Annotated in this window: 28 protein-coding genes; 22 read left to right on the top strand and 6 right to left on the bottom strand. The window is 37.1% G+C overall.

Annotated elements, in window-relative coordinates:
• The first annotated feature begins 67 nt into the window (after window positions 1-67).
• A complete protein-coding gene (locus LO754_RS13645; protein WP_024360992.1) occupies window positions 68-361 on the top strand; it encodes a hypothetical protein in 294 nt (97 codons plus the stop codon).
• 58 nt (window positions 362-419) lie between these two features.
• Here the strand turns inward: LO754_RS13645 and LO754_RS13640 are convergent, their stop codons facing one another.
• The 3 genes from LO754_RS13640 to LO754_RS13630 form a co-directional block, all read right to left on the bottom strand.
• Window positions 420-905: a DUF3231 family protein gene (locus LO754_RS13640; protein WP_024360991.1), complete on the bottom strand. Its 486-nt coding sequence runs from the start codon at window positions 903-905 to the stop codon at window positions 420-422.
• 229 nt (window positions 906-1,134) lie between these two features.
• On the bottom strand, window positions 1,135-1,419 hold the full coding sequence (locus LO754_RS13635) for a hypothetical protein (protein ID WP_231784606.1): 285 nt from the start codon (window positions 1,417-1,419) through the stop codon (window positions 1,135-1,137).
• 97 nt (window positions 1,420-1,516) lie between these two features.
• Window positions 1,517-2,161: a cupin domain-containing protein gene (locus LO754_RS13630; protein ID WP_231784605.1), complete on the bottom strand. Its 645-nt coding sequence runs from the start codon at window positions 2,159-2,161 to the stop codon at window positions 1,517-1,519.
• A 731-nt stretch (window positions 2,162-2,892) separates the two neighbouring features.
• Here LO754_RS13630 and LO754_RS13625 point away from each other — a divergent pair.
• From LO754_RS13625 to LO754_RS13600, 6 genes are all read left to right on the top strand, one after another.
• A complete protein-coding gene (locus LO754_RS13625) occupies window positions 2,893-3,441 on the top strand; it encodes a hypothetical protein (RefSeq protein WP_229386952.1) in 549 nt (182 codons plus the stop codon).
• A gap of 93 nt (window positions 3,442-3,534) precedes the next feature.
• On the top strand, window positions 3,535-3,969 hold the full coding sequence (locus LO754_RS13620; RefSeq protein WP_229386951.1) for a GNAT family N-acetyltransferase: 435 nt from the start codon (window positions 3,535-3,537) through the stop codon (window positions 3,967-3,969).
• A gap of 7 nt (window positions 3,970-3,976) precedes the next feature.
• Window positions 3,977-4,459: a nucleoside 2-deoxyribosyltransferase gene (locus LO754_RS13615; RefSeq protein ID WP_229386950.1), complete on the top strand. Its 483-nt coding sequence runs from the start codon at window positions 3,977-3,979 to the stop codon at window positions 4,457-4,459.
• Window positions 4,460-4,471: 12 nt separating this feature from the next.
• Window positions 4,472-4,789, top strand: coding sequence for a YbjQ family protein (locus LO754_RS13610; protein ID WP_024360985.1), 318 nt, complete (start codon window positions 4,472-4,474; stop codon window positions 4,787-4,789).
• A 228-nt stretch (window positions 4,790-5,017) separates the two neighbouring features.
• A complete protein-coding gene (locus LO754_RS13605) occupies window positions 5,018-5,995 on the top strand; it encodes a helix-turn-helix transcriptional regulator (RefSeq protein ID WP_029747070.1) in 978 nt (325 codons plus the stop codon).
• Window positions 5,996-6,119: 124 nt separating this feature from the next.
• Window positions 6,120-6,629 carry a hypothetical protein gene (locus LO754_RS13600; protein ID WP_024360983.1) on the top strand — a complete coding sequence of 170 codons (510 nt, stop codon included), beginning with the start codon at window positions 6,120-6,122 and terminating at the stop codon, window positions 6,627-6,629.
• A gap of 167 nt (window positions 6,630-6,796) precedes the next feature.
• Here the strand turns inward: LO754_RS13600 and LO754_RS13595 are convergent, their stop codons facing one another.
• Window positions 6,797-7,234 carry a DUF5412 family protein gene (locus LO754_RS13595; RefSeq protein WP_024360982.1) on the bottom strand — a complete coding sequence of 146 codons (438 nt, stop codon included), beginning with the start codon at window positions 7,232-7,234 and terminating at the stop codon, window positions 6,797-6,799.
• A 124-nt stretch (window positions 7,235-7,358) separates the two neighbouring features.
• Here LO754_RS13595 and LO754_RS13590 point away from each other — a divergent pair, with 124 nt between their 5' ends.
• Window positions 7,359-7,892, top strand: coding sequence for a GNAT family N-acetyltransferase (locus LO754_RS13590; RefSeq protein ID WP_231784604.1), 534 nt, complete (start codon window positions 7,359-7,361; stop codon window positions 7,890-7,892).
• Between the two features lie 58 nt (window positions 7,893-7,950).
• On the opposite strand, the gene LO754_RS13585 is transcribed toward LO754_RS13590, so the two are convergent.
• Window positions 7,951-8,349 (bottom strand): hypothetical protein, encoded by a 399-nt coding sequence (locus LO754_RS13585; protein WP_025219816.1) that lies wholly within the window; start codon window positions 8,347-8,349, stop codon window positions 7,951-7,953.
• Window positions 8,350-8,938: 589 nt separating this feature from the next.
• Here LO754_RS13585 and LO754_RS13580 point away from each other — a divergent pair.
• From LO754_RS13580 to LO754_RS13515, 14 genes are all read left to right on the top strand, one after another.
• Window positions 8,939-11,074, top strand: a complete 2,136-nt coding sequence (locus tag LO754_RS13580; RefSeq protein ID WP_108030109.1) for a type IA DNA topoisomerase — start codon at window positions 8,939-8,941, stop codon at window positions 11,072-11,074.
• Between the two features lie 83 nt (window positions 11,075-11,157).
• Window positions 11,158-11,859, top strand: coding sequence for a GntR family transcriptional regulator (locus LO754_RS13575; protein ID WP_025219814.1), 702 nt, complete (start codon window positions 11,158-11,160; stop codon window positions 11,857-11,859).
• Between the two features lie 200 nt (window positions 11,860-12,059).
• Window positions 12,060-12,482, top strand: coding sequence for a phosphonate C-P lyase system protein PhnG (gene phnG / locus LO754_RS13570; protein WP_108030111.1), 423 nt, complete (start codon window positions 12,060-12,062; stop codon window positions 12,480-12,482).
• Window positions 12,483-12,495: 13 nt separating this feature from the next.
• A complete protein-coding gene (gene phnH / locus LO754_RS13565; protein WP_231784603.1) occupies window positions 12,496-13,068 on the top strand; it encodes a phosphonate C-P lyase system protein PhnH in 573 nt (190 codons plus the stop codon).
• Window positions 13,068-14,156, top strand: a complete 1,089-nt coding sequence (locus tag LO754_RS13560) for a carbon-phosphorus lyase complex subunit PhnI (RefSeq protein WP_024360975.1) — start codon at window positions 13,068-13,070, stop codon at window positions 14,154-14,156. Before phnH ends, LO754_RS13560 begins: the two co-directional genes overlap by 1 nt.
• The gene (locus tag LO754_RS13555) at window positions 14,153-14,998 is read left to right on the top strand and encodes an alpha-D-ribose 1-methylphosphonate 5-phosphate C-P-lyase PhnJ (RefSeq protein WP_229386944.1); all 846 of its coding nucleotides are present in this window, start codon (window positions 14,153-14,155) and stop codon (window positions 14,996-14,998) included. Before LO754_RS13560 ends, LO754_RS13555 begins: the two co-directional genes overlap by 4 nt.
• Window positions 14,998-15,834, top strand: coding sequence for an ATP-binding cassette domain-containing protein (locus LO754_RS13550; RefSeq protein ID WP_374116271.1), 837 nt, complete (start codon window positions 14,998-15,000; stop codon window positions 15,832-15,834). The genes LO754_RS13555 and LO754_RS13550 overlap by 1 nt, the downstream gene beginning before the upstream one ends.
• A gap of 11 nt (window positions 15,835-15,845) precedes the next feature.
• Window positions 15,846-17,018, top strand: a complete 1,173-nt coding sequence (phnM, locus tag LO754_RS13545; protein WP_231786328.1) for a phosphonate metabolism protein PhnM — start codon at window positions 15,846-15,848, stop codon at window positions 17,016-17,018.
• Between the two features lie 12 nt (window positions 17,019-17,030).
• Window positions 17,031-17,729 (top strand): phosphonate C-P lyase system protein PhnL, encoded by a 699-nt coding sequence (gene phnL, locus LO754_RS13540; protein WP_107894473.1) that lies wholly within the window; start codon window positions 17,031-17,033, stop codon window positions 17,727-17,729.
• Window positions 17,726-18,535 carry a PHP domain-containing protein gene (locus tag LO754_RS13535; RefSeq protein ID WP_231784602.1) on the top strand — a complete coding sequence of 270 codons (810 nt, stop codon included), beginning with the start codon at window positions 17,726-17,728 and terminating at the stop codon, window positions 18,533-18,535. Before phnL ends, LO754_RS13535 begins: the two co-directional genes overlap by 4 nt.
• Before the next feature lie 116 nt (window positions 18,536-18,651).
• Entirely contained in the window at window positions 18,652-19,692 is a 1,041-nt protein-coding gene (locus tag LO754_RS13530) for a PhnD/SsuA/transferrin family substrate-binding protein (protein ID WP_024360969.1), read from the top strand.
• A gap of 107 nt (window positions 19,693-19,799) precedes the next feature.
• Window positions 19,800-20,636, top strand: coding sequence for a phosphonate ABC transporter ATP-binding protein (gene phnC / locus LO754_RS13525; RefSeq protein WP_108030118.1), 837 nt, complete (start codon window positions 19,800-19,802; stop codon window positions 20,634-20,636).
• Window positions 20,637-20,650: 14 nt separating this feature from the next.
• Window positions 20,651-21,442, top strand: coding sequence for a phosphonate ABC transporter, permease protein PhnE (gene phnE, locus LO754_RS13520; protein WP_435892032.1), 792 nt, complete (start codon window positions 20,651-20,653; stop codon window positions 21,440-21,442).
• A complete protein-coding gene (locus tag LO754_RS13515; RefSeq protein ID WP_024360966.1) occupies window positions 21,442-22,287 on the top strand; it encodes a PhnE/PtxC family ABC transporter permease in 846 nt (281 codons plus the stop codon). Before phnE ends, LO754_RS13515 begins: the two co-directional genes overlap by 1 nt.
• Before the next feature lie 132 nt (window positions 22,288-22,419).
• Here the strand turns inward: LO754_RS13515 and LO754_RS13510 are convergent, their stop codons facing one another.
• Window positions 22,420-24,102 (bottom strand): HAMP domain-containing methyl-accepting chemotaxis protein, encoded by a 1,683-nt coding sequence (locus tag LO754_RS13510; RefSeq protein ID WP_231784601.1) that lies wholly within the window; start codon window positions 24,100-24,102, stop codon window positions 22,420-22,422.
• Window positions 24,103-24,609 lie beyond the last annotated feature (507 nt).

Below are 24,609 nucleotides of genomic sequence, written 5' to 3'. Positions count from 1 at the left end.
TGATATAAAGCAGGACTATGATTGTTGGAAATAGAATGTAAGAGAAGAGAGGGAGGCTGGTAAATAAATGCAGGTAGATTTAACGGAATTTGAAGGATTGAATGTGAAAGTTGTCGCAACGATTGATCACACGCTTTATCGGAACGTTGGTGCCATTATTTTATATGAAGAAGATTCACACATTTTATCTGTACGAAAACTGAAACGAAAAATCGCTGATCAATATATACCAACAGACGAACTCGAAAATTTTATATTTGATTCACAAGCTGATGCTATTAAATTTACACATAAGTTAACTAGAATGAGTGCGCTGGATTATTTGTTAGTGACAAACAGAGAAAAACAGTTAAGTGAATAGCCGTTTAGGTCGCCTTGTAAAGTACGAGACGACCTAAACAATTGCTTTATTGCTCGTTTTACATTGTAGAGGGAGCAAGTAACCAACTTTTTTTGTGACTAAGGGCAATTAACTTTGCGCCAAGATTGGCATACTTCATATGAAAGACTTGATATTTTGTAGAGAGCATATGCTCGATAGACATGTCCATCGCTTGACTGACTGAAATTAACGAAGAAGCAATATTCATTGATAGGATGGCACTGATTTCGCAATCATTTACTGCTGTCTTGCCTCGAATCTTAGCAATTTGTAAACTTCCTTGGTCAATGGATAGTGGTGGGGCAAGTACGCCATTTTCTTTTAATAGCTTCTCTAGTTGTTTATTTTCCTCTTTTAAATATTGAATAAACTCCAAAATAATAACTTTTAACTCTCGATTCACCGCATGCTTGAAAAAGAGATGATTGGTCGCTATATAGCCATTATTGACCCCAAGTTGTTTCCAAATTGCAAACACTTCCTTAAAACGTAGAGCGTCTAAATTTCGCTTTGACATTTTCATTATTGCACGTCCTAACTCATTTTATAGTTGTTGATTGTGAGATTAGGATGGGATGATTTGTTATTTTTTATACATTTATAGGAAAAGTAGTCATTATCAATTTGGTATGTGTGTCATCTAGCAAAACGTATGTACAATATTTGTTTGAAGGCTTCGCCACTTTACTTCTGCTTTTTCTCTGTTTCGCTCTTTAATAGAAGTCTCGTCACGAAGCATTCCTTATCTACCATCATGCTTTTGTTGTTTTATTTTTAAAGCTCCTAATCGTGGTCTTTAAGGACGCATAATTCCCAATGGCTGCGTATCCATAAAAATGGCCCATAAATACACCTGCTAAAAAATTATGTTTGTGGCTAATAAAAATAGAAATCATTAAACCTAGAGCCAGAGCGATTGCTGGGACATATTTAGGTTGAATAGGGAAAAAAACTTTAATTGCTTGAGTCAGGATCATGACAACCGGTACGGCAATCACAGCATCCCAAAAATTTGTATGGATAATAGGAAAGCCCATTGTTTATACACCTCTTTTATACATGATGAATAATAGTTAGACTTTCCATTCTGAAATGTTTTATGCATTTTTGTAACGAAAACCAATAGACTTCATGTCATGAATATTCGTAACCATTTTGATACATATATGGATAATGGTAATAATTTAAGTTGTAAGGCGGATGCATTTGCATAAAATTGGGTGAGCTAGAGGGAGTGGGAATGGATTGGTTGCATTCTTTTGGAGGACCGATATAAGTCGTAGGAACTACAGCCGCAATCGTTTGTTTCCATACATTTTCATCTAAGCAATACGTATGCGCCATAATTGCTGTTGGTGTAAATTTCAAAATATCAGAACCTAAAATGACTTCGGGTGTAGGGGCATCAAAAATAGCGAGTATATGCGTGTTGTCTGCATTCGCGACGATATAATGCCACCAACCCTGTGGAATATTTGTTACCTGTCCAGATTTTATTGGGTAATTTTGAATTTGTTTTGTAAAAGGATTTAATAAGGAAACGGTAGCAGCACCAGAAATACAATAAACAAGCTCTCCTGCATTTTGATGATAATGCGGTTCTACAACATTATTCGTACTTAGAAATATATCAAGCAAGGATACATTTTCTAATGTATTTAATTGGGCAGTACCGAGAATGTTGATGTAGTTTTGATTATCCTTTTTAAATAGGGGGCTTGTATTTACATCAAACGTAAACTGCGTGGATGGAGATGTGTAGTCGATGGGCAAAATCATACATCCTTCCTTCATGTAAGTACATGTACGTTAATATCACAGATTATGACTATAAAGGTTGGTGCTTTAAGCGAACGCCTATGAAAGAGCTAAATAACAAAATTGCGCGAGGGGTTTTAAAATTTTTATCTAATAATCAATCATTATTTTGTATTTCAATTATGACCTCTTTTTCAAGTTTAGAATGCTGTTGTTCAAAAATTCCCTTGAGATTTTAGATTGAACCAGATAAATAAGTTTAAAACATTTAAGATGACTATAATGATTATAATTGCGACTGCAACTTTTACCCAATTCATATGTACCTCACTTCCTTTTTATTTTTTGATTGGATTTAGATGAGTTTATAAAAAATTATAATATATTTCTGATAATTAATTAAGAAATTAGCTACTTTAAACGATTAAAATACAGTTTCTGCATTTCCTAATTTTCAGTCAGTGTCCCAGTGGTGAAAATTTATGAATACCTAGTTGTCTTCTACATAACAATACAAGTCTAAACATATAAATAAAGGTAGCGAAAAAATACTAGTGTTTAACCATTCATAGAATCAAATCTAGTATTTTCACAATTCAACTACACCCTATTAAAAATTAAGGAAATCTTAAGTTTCAGCTTAAGTAAAAATTAAGATTTATTTTCTATACTATAAAAATAAGGAAATTACGAAACCATTTGAAGAATTAAAACGTATTGGTATTAACAGAACAATTGAAGTAGGTGACGAAATGGTATATACCATTTACATAGTATTGACAAAAACAGGGACCTTATTATCGAAAGCAATAGGGATGTATACGGGAAAAGAGATGAACCATGCTTCCATCGCCTTTGACCAGGAACTTTTTGATATGTACAGCTTTGGGCGAAGACAGCTCAATAATCCTCTAAGTGGCGGATTTTTAAGGGAAAATGCAGAAGCTGGTCTTTTTGAATACGCGGATTGTGTGATTTACCGTTGTCGTGTTTCGTATTATCAGTACTTAGAGATGGAAAAAATTGTACACTATATGTATTGCAATCGAGATCGATATAAATATAATTTTATAGGGCTTTTTGGTGTGATGATGCAAAAGGAAGTACGTAGAGAACGCGCTTATTTTTGTTCGCAGTTTGTGGCAACCCTTTTAAAAATCGGTGGTCTGAAGATTTATCAAAATCCAGCGTTAATGACCCCCGACTGTATTGCACAGTTACCTTATTTAGAAGAGATTTTTGCTGGTAAACTAGCAGATTATTTACATGGTGTACGACAACCCGCAATGCTGTATGGTTAAAATCACCTTATTTAATTCCGTTGTATGCCTATCGAATACATGTAAGACATTTTTTTGATATAATGGTTGAATGAAAAGAGGCGGGTGATAAAGGTGCAAATCATTGTAGTTGAAGGTGTACCTTATCATTGGGTGCAACCGTTACAAGAAATTCATGCACATGTATTTGAAGGTGCACATCTTACTCTAGAAAAACTGGAAAGTAAAAAAGACCTGCTTTGTTTATTTGCCGTGGAGAAACAGGAGATGGTAGGATTTAAATTAGGCAACCCACATTCTGATGGCGTTTTTTATAGTTGGTTGGGCGGTGTTCACGAAAAAATGCGAGGTCAAGGTATTGCTAGTCAATTGATGCGAAAGCAACATGAAAAAGTGCTAGAACTTGGCTATAGTAAAGTTCGTACATACGGTAGAAATAAGCGCAAAACCATGCTCATCACAAATATTCACCATGGTTTTGATATTGTTTCGACTTTTATTGATGATAAAGGTCGACATAAAATAGTGTTTGAAAAATTATTGAATTGAGGAATGTATGATGAAAGCATATTTAGCGAATGGGTTATTTTCTTTAGGAGATCGCTTAGTAAATGAACGGTTAGCAACGGCAATTCGACAAGCGATACCAGATATTGAATTATATGTTCCACAGGAGAACGATGCGATTAATGATAAGGCATCCTATGCGGATAGTTTAGCCATTGCAGAAGCGGATTTAACAATGCTACAAACGAGTGATGTTTTAGTGGCTGTGTTAGATGGTGTAGAAATTGATTCTGGCGTAGCGGCTGAAATCGGTGCATTTTCAATGCTGAACCGCCCAATCGTTGGGGTATTTACAGACGTCCGTCAACAAGGGCGAGAAAATATGATGAAAATAGAGGCGCTTATACGTGATGGCATTGAAAATCAATTTGTTTACCGTAATTTATTTGTTATCGGTTTAATCAAGCGCAACGGTGTCATTACGACTTCTATTGACGATGCTGTATTAGCGGTTCAAGAACTACAACAATAAGGAGGAATGGCAATGCTTTTAACAACAACGGATGTTGTTGCAGGAAAAGAGATTGAAGAAACATTAGGTTTGGTTAAGGGCAATTCGGTCCAATCGAGAAATATTGGTCGCGATATGATGGCGGGGCTTCGCAATATTGTGGGCGGTGAAATGAAAGAATATGCCGAAATGCTCGTGCGCTCCAGAGAAATTGCTACACGAGCTATGGAAGAAGAAGCGCAGCTTTTAGGAGCTGATGCGATTGTAGCCGTCCGATTTTCCACATCATCTGTTATGGACGGAACTTCCGAGGTTTTAGTCTATGGTACAGCCGTAAAATTAAAAAGTTAACTACTATAAGAGGACTTCAACCTACTCGGATTGAAGTCCTTTAATATGCCAGTTTACTTGATAATACTTACAAAAAATCGGTATGTCCGTCTGTGAAGAATGGAATCTAATGCAATTAGTATTGCACTAATTATCCCAATTATATAGAAAATTCGTAGTTATAAGGACTAATGATGTCCATCTCGTTTTGTATAATAAGAGGGTAACTATGTAGAAAGAGTGGGATATATGGTGGATTCACAACAAAATAAAGGCTATCGTGTCATTTCAATGTTCGACAGATTGATGGATGGTCAAGGAATTAGCAAAAAGCAAGAAGCATTTACACATCAAGTTGGTGAAAAAACCATACAACGAGATTTAGATCAAATTCGAGCGTATATTGAAAAAGCTAAACTAGACTGTCATTTAGAATATGTGCGAACAGAAAAAGTGTATAAGCTAACGAATACCGGGAAAAACGTTTTATCCAAAGAACAAGTGCTAGCGATTGTTAAAATACTTATTGAATCAAGAGCGCTTTTAAAATCAGAAATGAGCGATATTATCGATAAACTTATATCGATTGTTGCAGCAGATAAACAAGAGTTTATTCATAATATCATTTTAAATGAGAAGCATTTGTACGTTGACTTAAATCATAAAAAATCTCTTTTACATTTAATATGGGTAATTTCAGAGGCAATTCAAAAGAAAAAAATAATTAAAATTGATTATTTACGAGAGAGTGAGATAATTCCTTCACAAAAGATATTAAAACCTCTTGGTGTTATTTTCTCCGAATACTATTTCTATTTAATAGCTTACGATAGTAAGCATGAGAAGGACCTACCGATTGTCTATCGTATTGATCGTATCCAGCATTTTCTAGAGTTAGATAAGAAATTTCAAATCTCCTACTCCGAACGCTTTCAAGAAGGTGAATTTCGTAAACGCATTCAGTTTATGGATGCAGGTGAGCTGATGCATATTAAGTTTCTTTTTAAGGGGCGTTCGCCACAGGCGGTCTTAGATCGTTTACCGACAGCCAAAATTTTGTCCAATAAAGATGGACAATGCTTGTTTGAAGCGGAAGTTTTTGGTCGTGGTATTAAAATGTGGCTACTTAGTCAAGGGGCGAATATTGAGGTGTTGGAGCCTTTAGAATTGAGAGAAGAAATGATTGAAACAATCCAATCCATGCAGCAAAATTATTTTTATATGTAAACGAGGAAAGTATACTTCATTTTTAAACGCATCGCATATTAGAACAAAAAAGTTATAAGAATGAATGAAAAGTTGACTAAATTCCCTTGCTATTGCCGACTATAAAATGAAGGGGGAATTTACAATGTACTCACTTTCAAATTTCAAATTATTGGTTGAAAAACAGAAAAAAATTGATGCGATTTATCAACATTGCGATGAATTAAAAAAAACAACGATTACACCTAAAATTTCCGAAGAAGTAGAACGATTTTATACATGTTGTAAAACACGTTTAGAACAGCAAGGTTTTAAGGTCACTTTGACATCTTCAAAATTAATTGCAGAGTATAAAGAGGCATTTATTACTATCGATAAGCATTCTAAAGACATCGAAGAATGTATTTTTATTAATTTAAATAATTATGTGGAAGATCAGTTATCCATTATGCTAGACATTGAATATCAACAGTTCGAACAAATCATTACATATAACCTAGATGGTTTTTCAACGGTTATAGAGCAAGTAAACGAAAAATTAAACCAAGCCAAAAATTTTCAAGATGCTTGTAAAGCCGCAAAGCTTATTTATAAAAATAATCAAAACGAAATTTTTCATTCTGCTGACGAGGCAGTAAACTATTATTTTAAGTAAAACACAAGGCATCATCCTTACTAGGGATATGCTCTGTTTCAGATGTCCGTTGGTAAAGAAGTGTTATAACCATGATAAAAGGCATTGCTTGATGCCTTTTATCGACAAGCTAAAGCATACTAGGAGTGCATCTTAGTATGCTGTTTTTAGTTTAAAATAATAGAGCATTAGGAGTCTTGATCCTTACAATTAAAAGCTTTTCTTATTTTATAGGTATTACAAGCAGTTCCTTGCTCATCGTAAATTTCTTTACCTACGACTAGTTCAGTATTGCGATTAGCGTATTCGTCATAGTTCGTAATCGACAGTACATCGTCGGCAGTCCAGTTTACATTTACACTACCTTTGGCATCACTAAAATAAATGGTTTGTTCTTCGTCATGTTTTTGATGATATATAATATTGACAATCAAATTGACTCCACCTATAGCGCCACCATAATTGTCATAATAAACTTGTGCTGAATAGTCACCATTTGGTGAAAGAATAGGGCGACCATATTTGATATCGCCTGTATAGAAAAATGTATAAGTAAAATGGTGATAAACAACATAAAGGCAAAATAGTAAGATTGGCATCAACAAATATAAACTCATTTTTTTCATATTCTTCCATACCTCCTGTAAATAATACGAAACTTTTCATTGAAAGTTCCTAGAAAGGTAGTTCTCTTTTAAAAGGGTTTTTGCCAATTTTGGAGAATTGTAAATACTATAAAGGAGGAATAAGATGTTTCCTATTGTAGAGACTGAACGATTAATATTAAGAGAAATAATAGATGAAGATGCAACAGACCTTTTTCGCTGTTTTTCCAATCACCTTGTTACCCAGTATTATGGATTAGAACCCTTTGCAACAATTGAAGAAGCAAAAAAACTAATCGAAACTTTTTCGAAAAATTATAAGGAAAAAAGAGGTATTCGGTGGGGTATAGAGCGGAAAGAAGTAAAGGGCATTATCGGAACCATCGGCTTTAACGCATGGTCACCTAAACATAAGCGGACAGAAATTGGCTATGAGCTGCACCCCGACTACTGGCGAAAGGGCTATACGAAAGAGGCAGTAGCTGAAATTGTATCCTATGGGTTTGATAAGATGGAACTTAACCGGATTGGGGCAATTGTCTTTATTGAAAATGTAGCATCCAATCAGTTACTAACTCATTTAGGTTTTCACAAAGAAGGCGTATTAAAAGAATATATGTATCAACAAGGGAAAGCACATGATACAAATGTATATGCTATTTTTAATGATAAGCTATAAAGCCATGAGCCCAAATTCACCTTTCAGTGCGTTTAGGCTCATTGTAAGAAAATAAGATTTACTCCGTCGTTATCGCCAGTAGAAAATTGTCTCGTTCGGATTCTTCTTGCATTTTACTATCGACTAACATTGCACCATACTTTACAGTTGTCATTTTGGCATCGACTAAAAATTGTACATTGACTTTCGCCTTCTTGTTGTTGATAGGACAATCACCTTTAAATTCCACTACATCTTGTCCCTTTTGTGTCTCAAAATAAACCCAATATGGATTTTCGCAAGCTGAAGCAAAAGCTTTTTCGAATGATTGGTTACTATTTTCGATTGAATAGTTTTTGACATATGTAATATATTCATTATCCGTTATGTCTTCTTGTGGACCATAAAAATACCAAAACACGCCTATTATGCCGATTGGTATAATCCATAAAATATTACGCTTACTTAATTTCCCCATTCCCCATCCCCCTTTATAACCATATTTTATCATCTTGCCCCTATTATTTGCTAGCTCAATATAATATTTTCTAACTTAAACATTTTTCTTGTTATCCAAAATCTATATGGGATAAGGAGAAAGAGGTTATGTGCATTTAGTTTTTTTTCTATTTGAAGAGAGCATCGTTGCTTCGCTTCTGACATTAGGAAGTGCTATTTTATATGGTATACAGTAAAATAGTTGTAGGGTATTTCACAATAAGAGGCTGGGACAAAAGAGAAAAGTGTTAGATAGACTGCCATCAATCTAACACTTACTTGTTGCGCCGTTGTTGTCCGCTACGGAGGTGCTTTCCGCTCAGCACAGTAAGCCGCAACCCTCGCTACGCGCGGAATGCCCGCGTCTTACATTATGTGCTGTTCCCGCCGGAGTCACCACCTCCGCTACAACAACTAGTAACCCTTCTAATTTTTTATTTATTGCAAAAGTAAGAATAGCTAAGTTAGCCAAGTTCTCCATTCCTTAAATCTTTCTAGTTATGTCCCAGCCTCTTTCCATTTTTAGATAACAAACTACTAAAATATTTAAAAGAAGATGTGATCATTTTATGGGAAAAATCGCTATTTTAGCTGAAAAACCATCGCAGGCACGAGCTTATGCAGAAGCCTTTAAAATTAAACACAAAGAGAAAACGTTTATAGAGTTAGAGCCCTGTTCAACATTTCCTGATGGTGCCATTATTAGTTGGGGGATAGGTCACCTCGTCGAATTAAAGGAACCGAAGGAATATAAAAAGGAATGGGAGAAGTGGTCTTTAGATGCCTTACCGATTATTTTAGACAAATATGAAGATAAAGTTGTTAGTAATGTATACACACAGTTTAATGCGATAAAAAAAATCTTCCACGATCCACAAGTAACCATGATTTATAATGGATGCGATGCTGAGCGTGAAGGATCGAATATTTTTTATTCCATTTATAAAATGACAAAAGTAAAAAAGCCTGTAAAACGTTTATGGATTAACTCTTTAGAAGTGGATGAAATTCGGAAAGGTTTTCAAAATATGCACAGTAACGAGCGCGATTTGCTGATGTATCAAGAAGCAAAAACACGCCAAATTAGCGACTGGCTAGTGGGCATGAACTGTAGTCGTTTATATACATTACTTCTTCAGCAGAAGGGCTTTAAGGGCAGTATTTCTATTGGGCGTGTGCAATCACCAACAGTGTATTTGATTTATAAAAGACGACAAGAAATCGAGAATTTTAAGCCTGAAAAGTTTTATGAAATTGAAGGAGTATTTACAGCCCAAAATGGTATGTATAAAGGTAAGGCGAAAATCAAATCCAATGTTAGAGAAGAAGTAGAGCAGTTATTGAGACAACACGCTATTCAGCCAATGGATATAGGTCAAATTACGAGTGTAACGAATAAGACAAAGCGAATCCAACCACCTAAATTGCACGCATTATCAACTTTGCAGGCAACAGCAAATAGACGCTGGAAATATAGTCCGGCTCACGTGTTAAAATTGACACAGTCGCTATATGAGAAAAAGCTTGTATCGTACCCACGTACCGATTCACAGCTGATAACACCAAATGAATACAATTATTTACACGAAGCACTGCAAAAATATCAACAGCTCATTGGTCAGTCATTTCCCCCTGTTTTAAGAGGACAACATAAACGTTATGTTGACAGCTCTAATGTAGGCGAGCACTATGCCATTATTCCAACGAAAAAGGTGCCAACAGAAAAAGCGTTGCAGTCAATGGCTGCGGATGAACGAAATATTTATTTTGAAATATTACATACAACGCTTGCAATGTTTCATCATGATTATGAGTATGATGAAAAAACGATTTTAACGGATGTGAAAAATGTAGAATTTAAATCCGTCGGGAAAACAGAGCTTGTAAAAGGTTGGCGGGAGCTTTTCGCTGGCGATAAAGAGCCTTCACATCGTGAGGAAGTTCTACCTGTCGTATCTAAAGGGGAAATCGTCCAAAGTCAAATCGCCATTATGGAAGGGACTACAACGCCACCAAAGCCTTATACAGAAGGGCAACTTATTACAATGATGAAAACATGTGGAAAATCGGTTGAAGACGAGACTGAAATTGAAGTTTTAAATTCTGTAGAAGGTATTGGCACAGAGGCAACACGTAGTGGCATTATTGAAACGATTAAAAAGCATGGGTTTATTGAGGTGAAGAAAAATATTGTCAGTATCACACCTAAAGGGGAACTATTGTGTAGAGCAATTGAAGGAACCTTGCTTTCCAGTCCATCGATGACAGCAAAATGGGAAATTTATTTAAAAAAAATAGGACGTGGTGAAGGATCGGCCAAACATTTTATCGACAGTATTGGCAAATTTATCTATCAGTTAATTGCCGAAGTACCAAACAAAATTAACACAATCACAATTAATGCGGATCAATTTCCAACAAATGCTAAAGCAAAAGATATTGTGACATGCCCAACATGTAAAGTAGGCAAAATTAGCTTGCGCAAGAAATTTTATGGTTGCTCGGAATATAAAAATGGCTGTAAACAAACATTTCCAGAAAGATTATTAGGGAAAAAGCTTACGGAGAAGAATATTAGAGATTTATGTACGAGCGGGAAAACAGCCGAAATGAAAGGTTTTAAAGCAAAAAGTGGCAAGCAATTTAGCGCTGCCCTGCAATTTGTGGAAGGGAAAATTGAATTTGCATTTAATACAAAAAAATAACGTTCATAAAGTTTATTTGGAATGTGCTACTTAAGGTACAAATGGATTGAAATTATGCCTTTTTTATAGAAGGAGTGAAGCGTGTGGATGAGCAGGAACTAGTAGTGAAGGATTACTTGTTACAGGGAATCGAGGCAGGGAATTATTCGCAAGATGGGAAAATGCCAAGTGAACATGCTCTAATGGAAATGTTTGGTGTACCACGTATAAAAGTACGAAATGCCTATGATTTACTAGAGAAAATGGGTTTAATTTATTCGCAGAAGGGGATTGGGCGCTTTTTGCGGGAAAAACAAAAACCACTTGAGGTTGTAATGTCTGGCGATATTAGCTTTAGTGAAAAAATGCTCAAATTTACATCAAACTATCAATCAGTTGTGACGAAAATAGAACAGGTACCTAAAGAACATATTATTTTTAGCAAGCCGTATGTTCAACATAGCGACCTTTACCTAATTGAAAGATTGCGCTTTATTGACGAGGAACCCACAGCAATCCATCGCTCGTATGTCGTTGTTGAAAATATGCCTGCCATTAAGCAGGTGAATGATGATTTAACCTCTATCTATACATTTTATCAACAGCATGGTGTAAAACAATTTCGTAGTTCCTTCTCACATTTAGCTGTCAAATTTCCAAATGAACTGGACCGGTCATTGCTTGCATGTGAAATATTGGTGCCTCTCGTCAAGGTAGAATCGGATAGTTGGGATGACGAGCATAATATTTTACTAGAGTACACAGAAATTTTATATCGAACGGATCGCTTCTTTTTTCAAATATAGATTAGATTGACTTCAAACCATTCGTGTTTGAAGTCTTTTTTTATGTTGTAAGACAACCGGAAGATAAATTGCTACGTGACCCCGCCATTTTAATTAAATGCCGTTAATTTTTGTAAAACTTAATTTACATGAACTTCACGAAACCTTTTCACTACTGAACATGGCGCCAAGTTAAGGTATTGGTGAAGGGAGTTGGTCAAGTGAAACGAGCTGAACGGACTAAATTATTAATTGAGGTTGGACGTGAAGAAGCATTACAGATGGCAAATGAAGTTTGTAGTCACCATGAGGTAATTGAAATCCAAGCACCAAGAGAGGGGCTTGTCATGATTAAAATGCGAGAATCGGCACAGCAATCCCTTTTTTATATAGGTGAGACGTTAGTAACAGAAACTAAGGTCAAAATTGGCGAAGCATTTGGTCTTGGCTTAGTTCGCGAATATGAGCCAGAGCTTTCCAAGGCACTGGCCATTATAGATGCTGCTTATAATGGGCAACTACCTGTAGTGGCAAAGTGGGCGAGCGTGTTAACGAAACTGTCACAACGTCTTGATATGAAGCAACAAGAAATAAAATGTTCAATTGAACGGACAAAAGTTCAGTTCGACACGATGTCGATATAAGGAGGTAGGGAACATGGAAACGGTACACTTTACGCAACTGACATTTCGTACATTAATGGATTGTTTTGCTCGACCAGGCAGTAAAGGGACGTTACAAACTTTGCATTCCATCGATGGGCTATATCCTCAAACATTATCTGTTTTAATGACATTGTTCGATGGAGAAATCAGCTTTCAAGCAGTAGATGATTCGAAGCGACTTCACCAAGAACTACGTCAATGGACAGGCGCAAAAGTGAAAGATTACCATGAAGCGGATTTTATCATTGTGCCTGCAAATGCTAACAAAGAGCAAATATTGAAAGTGTTAGAAGTAGTGAAAATAGGAAATTTAATTGATCCACAGCAATCCGCTACAATCGTCATGGAATTGCCACAGCAGTCAAACGAAGTTGTCTATCAATTAACAGGGCCTAGTATTTTGCATAAAGAACTAGTGGAACTGGGATTATCTCCTGATATTTTGGCGTTGCGTGCAATTCGAAATCGAGAGTTTCCGCTAGGAGTCGATTTGATTTTAATAGATGAAAATGGTATGGTGCTCGCTTTACCACGCACAACGAAGTTGGAAGAGGTGAAAAGCTAATGGCGTATGTAGCAGTTCGTGGTGGCGCCGAGGCGATTGAAGCATCTTTAGAGCATTTGCAGTATGAGCGTGTGAAGCGAGGCGCACATATTTCAGTGCATACATTACAGTCCACAATGCGAGGTTTTTTAGATCAAGTCATGTCGGAAAGTAGTTTATATAGTGAACGTTTAGCCTCTTTAGCGATGAAACAAAGCGAGGGCAATGCAGAGGAGGCTGTATTTTTATTACGTGCTCACCGCTCCACATTGCCACGCTTGTATTATTCAACTGTAACGAATGCGAGAGAAATGTTTGTCCTACGACGCATATCGGCTAGTTTCAAAGATATTCCAGGAGGGCAAATTTTAGGGGCTTCACACGATTATTTACACCGCTTATTGGATTTTGATTTGCTGGAGGAAACCGTAGCAGATGTTGAGCTAAAAAAGGCGGCATTTGAACAAATAAATAAACCGGAAGAAAGTGAACTTGCATTAGAGCAGCTACCAAAAGTAATGGATTATTTACGCGATGAAGGTCTAATAAGAAAGTTCGCTTTAAATAATCAAGAACCTAAAGATGTGACGAAGCAAGCCATAACGTTTCCAACAAATCGTTCTCAACGTTTGCAAACATTAACAAGGGGACAAACAGGGACAATTACATCTCTTGGTTATGCAGGTCTTCGCGGCTACGGTGCATCACATCCAAATGTTGGGGAGGTACGGGTAGGTTGGCAACCAATTTATGTTGCATTAGAAGACGACGATATGGACCCTTATTATATTGGCGCCATTAAACTAACGGAAGTAGAGTCGTTTATTCCTGTTGATGTAGATGAAGATGGACAACAAGTGTTGGAATTCGATGTTGGCTATGGTGCATGTTTTGGACAAAACGAAACAAAAGCCATTGCGATGTCTATCGTAGATCATGCACTAGAAGTTGGAGGCGATTCTCCAATCCATGACGAAGAATTTGTACTACTTCACGTGGATATGATTGAATCTACAGGATTTATCTCACACTTGAAGATGCCGCATTATGTCACATTCCAAGCGAAGTTAGAACAAATGCGCAGTATAAAAAAGGAGGGGCACCGATGAGCGCAGTACCATTTGCTTTGTTAGACGAACAGTCAAAGCGTGAAATCCGACGAGCAATTTTGAAAGGAATAGCAATTCCTGGCTATCAAGTGCCATTCGCCTCGCGTGAGTTGCCAATTGCCCGAGGGTGGGGAACAGGGGGCTTGCAAGTAACACTCGCATTAATTGGTAAAAATGATGTATTGAAAGTTATTGACCAAGGTTCGGATGACTCCGTCAATGCAGTTAATATAAAAAAGCTTGTGACCAAGACAACGGGTGTTCAAACAACGACTCGTACGCAAGATGCCACGCTTGTACAATCACGCCATCGCATTCCTGAAGTGCCATTGCGTACAGATCAAGTGTTAGTGCTACAAGTACCAGAGCCAGAGCCGTTGCGGGACATTGAACGGAGTGAATTTAAAACAAAACGTTATCATGCAGAAAAAGAATATAGCGGTGCTTATTTAATGTTGTTTGAACAAATTATGCGCTATAACCAGACTTCTCAAGGGGCGGATTATCCAGTATTAGTCAATGGACGCTACGTTATGAATCCTAGTCCAATTCCACGGTTTGATAACCCAAAAATACATCAAAGTGAGGCGCTTATACTTTTTGGGGCGGGACGTGAGAAAAAAATTTACGCAGTACCGCCTTATACAAATGTAGAGTCGCTTGCATTTGAGGACTATCCGTTTGTTGTCGAGCAATTTGAAGGAAAGGTGTGCCGAGAAACAGGTCTTTCAGATGTCTTTCTTGATGAGCTTACAGATGAAGTTACGGGTGAAACTTACTATGTTTGTAATGATACAAGTTATATGCAAGAAATATTACAACAAAAGGTGGCAGCAAAATGATGCAAGAACAACCGGTATTATCGATTCGACAGTTATCCAAACAGTACGGTGATGGTTGTACGCATTGTCAGCACGAAGACATGAAACTAGAAAAAAATTTTTGCCCTGTCTGTAAAACTGTCTATGCATGTCGAAATGTATCGTTAGATTTATATCGAGGAGAAATATTAGGAATTGTCGGAGAGAGTGGCAGTGGTAAATCGACATTGATGAAAAGTCTTTACTTTGATGAGACGGTGACGTCAGGAGAAGGCTATTTAGTAGATTATGAAAATGGGCACAACAATATTTTTACTGAATCGAGTCAAATGAAGCGTCATATACGAAATACGATTTTAGGGATGGTTTATCAAAATCCGATGCTTGGACTGAAAATGGATTTTTCATCCATGAGTAATATTGCAGAAAAGCAAATTGCAGCAGGTAATCGTCATGTTCGTCAGATGGAAGAGCGAAGCCTATCACTTCTACAACATGTTAGAATTCCTGTCCATCGAAGTAAAGAAGCACCGAAAAATTTTTCAGGTGGCATGCAGCAACGGGTTCAAATTGCTAAGGCCATGTCCAATAACCCGCCTATTCTATTACTAGATGAAGTAACGACAGGATTAGACTTGTCTGTACAAGCAGATGTTTTAGATTTAATTAAATCGATACAACGGGAGTTAAATATTTCAATGATTGTTGTATCACATGATTTGGCCGTTATTCGTATGCTTGCTGATCGTACAATTGTCATGCTGAATGGGGAAATTATTGAACATGGGTTAACAGATCAAGTGTTGGAAGATCCACAGCACGAATATACACAACAATTAGTTTACTCATTACTGTAAGGAGGTAAATGATGCTTGCGATTATAAATGGCGTTATTGTGACAGAACAGCAATTTTTAAAAAACCACATTGTATTAGTGGAGGACCATTTAATTAATGCGATTGTCCATGAAGCGGACATTGATTTACATGGTATAGAGGTTTTAGATGCTAAAGGTGGCTTTGTATCACCAGGTTTTGTCGATATTCATTCGGATTATATTGAGACGATTGTCAGCCCTCGTCCAACCTCAGTAATGAGCATGAACATTGGTTTACGGGAGAGCGAACGCATTTTAATGACGCATGGCATTACAACAATTTTTCATTCCTTATCCTATTACGGGGATGATAAATACTCACATAAAGCAATTCGTAATCCGGAAAATGTTCAAAAATGTGTTGATGCTATTTACGCTTCACACGAAGAGCCACATTTAATACGACATCGTTTACATGCTCGCTTCGAAATTGATTCCATCGATCAAATACCGAACTTAGAGCGCAATATTAAAGATGGCAAAGTGCATTTGCTATCATTTATGGATCATACACCAGGTCAGGGACAATATCGAAATCTTGAAATCTATAAAAATATTATGCGCGGCTATCGTTCCATGTCAGATCAGGAAGCCAATGTATTAATTCAAAATCAAGTTGATAAGGCGAAAATGACTTTCGATGATATTGAACGACTAAGTCGACTAGCCATTGACCATAACATTGCGGTTGCTTCACATGATGACGATGATGTAGCAAAACTTCAACTTGTTCAATCGTATGGCACAACAATCAGTGAGTTTCCTATTACACTCGATGTGGCAAAAGAAGCAAAGAAGATGGGGATGCAAACGATTGCTGGTGCACCCAATATTTTAAATGGTGGCTCCCATTCAGGGAATTTAAGCGCCAGTGAGGCGATTCAAGCACAAGTAATCGATATTATTTGTAGTGATTATTATCCTCCTGCAATGTTACACGGGATTTTCGAATTATCGAAACAATATGATGAAGATTTACACCGTTTATTCCAACTTGTGACGATTAATCCTGCACGTGCAGTAAATCTTGATCACGAAATTGGCTCGATTGAGGTTGGTAAAAAAGCAGATATATTAATTATTGAACAGATGGAAGACGGCTATCCCGTTGTTACAACAACCATGGTTGATGGCAACATTATTATGCAAACCAATTATCGCTAAGGGGGGGAAACGATGTTAACTATACACAATTTGCAGAAATCGTTTACTATTCATCATTTACAAAAGACTTTTCCAGCACTTGAAAATATATCATTGCATGTGAAGGAGGGGGGCTTTTTAGGGATTGTCGGTAAAAGTGGCAGTGGCAAATCGACCATCTTAAAAAGTATTTATCGCACTTATATGCCGCAAGCTGGAAACATTATATTCCATTCAGATGCCTATGGTGAGATTGATTTATTACAAGCGACGACTCGACAAATTGTTTATTTGCGAAAACATGAAATTGGTTATGTGTCGCAATTTTTAAACGTCATGCCTCGAACGACAGCATTAGAACTGGTGACACAATCTCTACTAGATGTAGGTGTAGAACAACAAGAAGCTATTGCCCGAGCAAAGCAAGCATTACGTCATTTTGATTTGGAGGAAAAATTATGGAATAGTTATCCAAATAATTTTTCGGGTGGAGAGAAACTTCGTTTAAATATTGCTTGTGCGATCGTGAAAGAGCCACGCCTCCTTCTTTTAGATGAACCTACTGCTAGCTTAGATCAAGCCTCGAAAGTTAAGGTAAGGGAATCCATCGAAAAGCTAAAAGCACAAGGAACTACTTTAATTGGTATTTTTCATGATTTAGAGTTTATGGAAGGCCTGTGCGATGATGTTTTTACAATGATGAAAATTAGCGACAAGGAAGTGTTAGCGTGAAAATTGATTTGCATACACATAGTCGTTATTCCGATGGTAGTGAAACTTTGATGCAATTATTCCAGCAAGCGAAGGCAGCAGGTATCACACATCTAGGCGTTGTTGACCATGATACAACAGCTCACCATGCGGAGGGGCGTAAGCTTGCGGCACAATTCAATATCGAATTTATTGCTGGTGTTGAAATATCGGCCTATGACTTTAAGCGTCAGCGCAAAGTCCATATGCTTGGCTATGGTTTTCAAGGTCCATGTCCACATATTCAAGCACTTTGTACACCACTACTTGCTCGCCGGCACGCCCATTCATTATGGCAATTAGCGCGCATACAGGAGGCGGGGTTCCCGCTCGATGCAAAGCAGGCACTCGCCTTTGCTCGCGAAAGCGGTACATTATATAAACAGCATATTATGAATGCGTTGACAGAAGAGGCATATAGTTCAAAATACTATCAAACATTGTATCGCTCATTATTTAAAACAGGAGTAGCAGCAGGGGATATTGTTTATGTTGATGCATTTGATGCATTGCAAGCCATTCATGCTGATGGCGGAGTCGCTGTCGTTGCCCATCCTGGTCAGTTAAACTCTTTCGATATCACGGAGGAGCTTGTGCAAGAAGGGCTTGATGGAATCGAGTTACTTCATCCTGATCACACACCTGTGCATATGGAACAGGTGCAACAATTAGCTCAAAAATATCATTTAATCACAACAGGTGGATCAGATTATCATGGTCGTTATGGTGCACCTGTACAATTAGGGCAATATACATTATCCAATTTACAAACTGCCGTTTTTATTTAGTGAATGTAAAATTTTATTAAGAAAAATGCGGAGCTATTTCCAAGCGCTTTCCGAGATGATTAAATGGGGCATGTAGAGCAAAACTACAAAAACTGAAGTGAAAAAGGAGAAGAATAATGAACAAACGATGGTTATCAATTTTGATGGGCATGTTGACTGTACTTTTTTTAGCTGCTTGTAGTTCGGAAAATGGAACAAGTGAAACAAAGAAAGCCAATGCAAAATCAGATGGACCACTTGTAATGGTTTGGTATCCAAATGAATCAGGTTCTGAAATGGCTCCTTCTCGTGATGCTTTTGGTGCCATTTTTGAAAAGGCAACAGGGCGTAAAGTAGAACATAAATTAACGACAGATTATGCGATTGCGATTGAATCAATTGCCAATGGCAATGCACATATTGCTTTTATGGGAGCGCAAGGGTATATCGAAGCGAAGGACAAAAGTAAAGATGTCGAACCCTTAGTTGTACCATCCGGAGAGTCTGGTACATTAGACGATGCGGTCTATTATAGCTGGCTAGCGGTTCCAAAGGATCAGGCACAACAATATCAAAAGAATGGTAAATATACGTTAGATACAACGGAAGGCAAAACGATTTCTTTCGTCTCTGCTTCTTCAACATCAGGTTTCAAAGTACCAACAAGTTCAATTATTTCTCACTTTAGCGATAAAAATTTAACTGAAGAAGCTTTAATGGAAGGCAATGAAGTATATCCTGAAGTCTTATTTGGGGATTCTCACCAAGGGTCAGCTGTCAATATGTTGATGGAGCGCTCTGATATCGCAGCATTTTGTGATACATGTGTGGAGGCTTATGTTGAGCTAGTGGAAGGAAAAGAAAGTACACCAGGTGCAGTTTATAAGGTAAAAGATAATGCTGCAGCACCGTTTAACACGTTAACAGGAAAAGAATTTGTGCTGATACAGGTAACACCAGTACTTAACGCTCCATTCGTAGTCAATACGTCGGTATTAAGCGAAGAAGATATTAAGACATTAAAAGAACACTTAATCTCGGATGAAACAACCAATAACAAAAGTATTTTTGTACCAAAAGATTCCGGCGATTCTGGATTGTTCTATAGGGCGGCGGACGAGCGTTTCTTAGAAGTGGAAGATGCTTGGTTTAATCCAATTCGCGAACTATCAAAATAATACTGTACAGGGCTTTTATCTTTAAAGATAGAAGCCTTTTTCAAAAAAGTCTCAGAGATTTTCCATGCTATCAGCTTTATCAAATTACGATACAAGGAGAGAGAATAATGACTACTATTGTATTGGAAAGACAGCCCCTGCAGTCAGCATTTACTGTTGCTCCAGAAAGAGAGCAAGCCAACACGATTTTGCAGCTTCATAAAATTGCTAAAAGCTATGACCATAAGTCCATGGTGTTAAATGATATCAATCTTTCCTTGCAAGAAGGCGAGTTTGTATCCATTATAGGTCAATCGGGTGCAGGGAAATCGACATTGCTACGCTGCATTAATCGAATGATTGAACCGTCCGAAGGAGAAATTATTTTTGATCAGCAAGATATTACGTCTATCAATAAAAGAGCAATGCGGCAACAACGTGCCAAAATGGGCATGATTTTTCAGCATTATAACTTAGTTTCCCGTCTAACTGTATTTGAAAATGTGTTGCATGGTCGGTTTGGTTATAAATCCACGATGCAAGGTATCCTAAGTATTTATACAGAAGAAGAGAAACGACTTGCATTATCGATATTAGAAAAGCTGAATATGAAGGATCAAATTTATAAACGTTGTGACCAGTTAAGTGGTGGTCAAAAGCAACGAGTAGGGATAGCAAGGGCATTAGTGCAAGAGCCAAAGTTATTGTTATGTGATGAGCCTATCGCATCCCTTGATCCCAATTCATCGAAGGTCATTATGGATCACTTAAAGGAAATTTCACAGTCTATGGGCATTACTGTGTTAGTGAATTTACATCAAGTCGACGTTGCCATGCGTTATTCTGATCGAATTATCGGATTACGTAAAGGGGAGAAAGTATTTGATGATATCCCGAAGCAGTTAAACCAGCTTGCTATACGTAACATTTATGGAACAAGTGTAGATGAACTAATTACGGAATAAAAGGTTCGGAGGGTATGATGACAGAGGCGAATATTTTACGTAGGAAAAAGTGGCGAATGACAGGTGTAATGATTGTTCTGATTGTATTAACGTACGGCTCAGCAGCCATTACAAAGTTTAATATAATAGAAGGTTTATATGCGATTCCTAGTACACTTGCATGGATGATTAATAATTTAATTCCTTCAACTGAAACAATAGAAAATATACCAAAAGTATTACAACGCCTTTGGGAGACGATTATTTTATCCGTCATAGCTTCTACTACAGCAGCCGTATTTGCTTTGCTTTTTGCAATATTAGGGGCGCAAACGACACAATTCAATCGTTTCTTTGGCTTTGTAGCACGGTTCATTGCATCCATTTTTCGTAATGTTCCAGTAATCGCATGGGCGCTTGTTCTTGTTATTTCATTTGGACATAATGTTGTAACGGGCTATTTCGCTCTATTTTTCTCGACGTTTGGCTTTTTAGTTCGGATGTTTATTGAAACAATTGATGAGGCAAGTTCAGACGGAGTAGAGGCGCTAAGGGCCACAGGGGCTACATATTTTCAAATGGTATGGAAAGGCGTATTACCAGATACGATGCCTCAGATGCTTAGTTGGATATTTTATATGATTGAAACCAATATTCGAAGTGCGACATTAGTTGGATTATTAACAGGTACAGGTATTGGTTATCTATTTGATCTTTACTATAAAAAACTGGATTATAATATGCTAGGGCTTATTACCATTATGATTATCGCGGTTGTGTTTATTATTGAATTTACATCAAACAAAGTAAGGAAGGTGATTTCTTAATGCACGTGTCACCTTTAGAGACAAATGTTAAAGTAAGAAATGGTCGAATTCAAATCACTAAAATGACAAAGGCGAATATCGTCATGCGTCTTGTACTATGGGCACTACTGTTATTTACACTGATTGGACCATTTTTGCTTGATTATGGGACAATTACATGGTCAACAGCCATTTCCTTAACGCTAGGTAATTTAAAGATGATGTTTTTAGAACCTGCCTTTCATCAAATTACATTTGCTACAGCGTTAAAGCAAATTAGTATAACACTTGCATTAGCTTTTTTAGCAACGATTTTAGGAGCAGTACTCTCTTTTTTCCTTGCTATTTTTAGCGCGAAAAACTTAGTCCCTTCAATGGTGTCAAATGGGATAATCGCTTTTAACTCATTTATTAGAGCAGTACCTACAGTCCTGTGGGTGTTAATCTTTGCGATTGTTGCAGGTCTCGGTGCAATTGCTTGTGTACTGGGGATGATGCTGCATACCATTGCTTACTTAACAAAGGCATTTGCTGAATCATTTGAGGAGTTAGAAGAAGGTACTATAGAAGCATTGCGGGCTTCAGGAGCGAATTGGTGGCATATTGTATGGCATGCTGTTGTTCCGCAGTCTTCGTCCTATATGGTGTCGTGGATTTTTTTACGCTTTGAAACGAACTATGGTGTGGCAGTGGCGATGGGTGCAGCGGCGGCGGCAGGTGGTATTGGCTTTGAGTTATTTATGGCTTCTAGTTTTTACTATGATTTACACGAAGTTGGGATGATTACGTATTGCGCTCTTATTGTCGCCATCATCTTAGAGCTTGTGTCCCTTCGTATTAAAAGAAAATTAATGGCGAAATCATAAAATGAAGTGCAGATGAAGATTTGACTTCGAACACACTGTAGGCAAATTCTAATCCTAAAAGAAACGAACGATAATAAAAATAACACCCTAATGATGGTCATTTCACACATCAATTAGGGTGTTATTTGTCGTTTAGATTTTAAAGCTACGCACCATCTGATTAAGTGAATCAGAAATGCTCGTTAATGTTTGCGCAACACTTTGAATTTCTTCCATAGAAGCTAACTGTTCTTCTGTTGCTGCGACCACTTCGTGTGTGCTTTCGGAATTTTCCTTAAAGAGTGAAGAAACGATTTCATATTGTTGGGTAACCGTTGTAAAATCAGCTGTTAGTTGTTCTGTTGTGGCAGCTATTTCTTGTACTTTACCCGTGACATGGGCAATGGATTGCATAATATCTTGAAATTGTACCGAAGTAGTAGATGTTAATTGAACGCCACTACCGACATTTGTTTGCACTTTTTGTATCGTTTGAACGGTTTCATTGGTTGTCTCTTGAATACGTGTAATGAGTGCTTTGATTTGATTTGTCGAGCCACTGGATTGTTCAGCTAATTTTCGTACTTCTTCTGCAACTACGGCAAATCCTTTTCCATGCTCTCCTGCACGGTACTTCAATGCCGCATTTAAGGCAAGGAGATTTGTTTGATTGGCAATGTCATTTATCAATGTTGTGATTTCACCAATTTTGACAGCATCTTCAGCGAGTGAATTGATATTTTTATTTGTTTCGTCTACCGATTGTGAAATGGCCTCCATGGACGAAACAATTTCTTTAACGGATTGTGCTCCTTGATCCGCCTGTATACTAACTTCATTCGTATCTTCTGAAACATCAGCTGTATAATGTGTCATACTTTCTAAACTTTGCAATGCTTGCACGATGGCAATAGTGCTTTCGTGTAAAATGTTCGCTTGACTATCCATACTCGTCGAGACATCTTGTATATTTTCCGTAATTTGATGAGAAGATCGTTTTGATTGATCCGCACTCGCTGAAAACTCTTCGGAAGACGCTGCTACTCGCTCGGATGAAGAGCTAATTTGTGTCATCATTTGTCTTAATGAAGAAATGAAGTGGTTAAATGAAGTAGCCACTTCCCCTAATTCATCTTTGTTTTTTACTTGGATCGTTTTAGTTAAATCGCCGTTTCCGTGTGCGATATCATTCATCTGAATATTTAGTTGGCGCAATGGTTTTAAAATGGATTGATAAAGTAAAACGCCTAAAATGATTCCAGATACTGTGGCAACTATCGCAACTCCGAGTAGAAGTGCTTGGCTCATTTTAGATTGTGATTTCAAGCTAGCGCTTGCTACTTCTGTTTGTTGATCTATTTGTGCAATAAAACGTTCAAACGAAGGGTCAAGTACTTCTTTCCGTATTCTTCGTTCTTCCCCAAAATGAATTTCAGCTGCTTTTTTAGGGTCTATCGTATGATTGTGAATAACTAATTGAACTTGATTCCAATATTTTTCGTAATTTGCCTTAATGTCATCAATGGTCTGTTGCTCTGAGGATATGATGGAAAAGGCATATAATTGATTAAATTGGTTTATAATATCGTTTGATTTTTCCTCCATTTGTGACACGAATGTTGGATCATTTGTTAATAGTAATGCTCGCTCATCATTTGAAAGACCGGCAAGCCGATATTGAATTTGCTTGGTGATTGTTTTAATTTCCATCAGATTATTTACCTCATTATTTTGTGAGACAATCTTCGATAAAGACCATGTCCCAAATCCACCTACGGCCATGATTGACAACACAAAAATTGAAGTAACAAGAATAAGTCTTGTTTTAATACGCATACAAATCCTCCATCTATTTCGATAAATTAACTTTGCTTTAAGAAAGCAAAAAGTGATAGAGATAAATAGTGATATGGTCGACTAACACCAAATGGGGTATTAACATCTTGCTTTTATAACTATTATCTTTTGCAATAAGTATTCAGAATAAGAGAAAAGTGGTTATGTACTTCACTGGCTTTATCAATAAAGTAACCTAATTTGCGTCTTATATTATTTAAGGATAATGAATCTGTTATTGCTAAATATTAGTTTATTTTAACATCACATGTAGTGATTGGCGAGAACTATGTGGTAGATTTTTGCTTTTTCATATAAACATAAAGCGTGTAGTCCGTAAATTTGAGTTACTAATCTTTTGTCACACATCAATCAATCAGCAAAGCGTATTGAATCTATCTAAAATAGCAGCCATTTTACGTCACATAATAAGGAAGTAAGCGTTTGCTTTATTATATAGAAGAAAGGCAAAAGCTTGTGCATTACCAGCTGGTGTAAAAGGAACTG

This window comes from Lysinibacillus sp. GJ-1, assembly GCF_021166035.1.
Taxonomy (GTDB): Bacteria; Bacillota; Bacilli; order Bacillales_A; family Planococcaceae; genus Lysinibacillus; species Lysinibacillus sphaericus.
The sequence above is the reverse complement of the archived record's forward strand: the minus strand, read 5'-3'. Positions and strand labels throughout refer to the sequence as shown.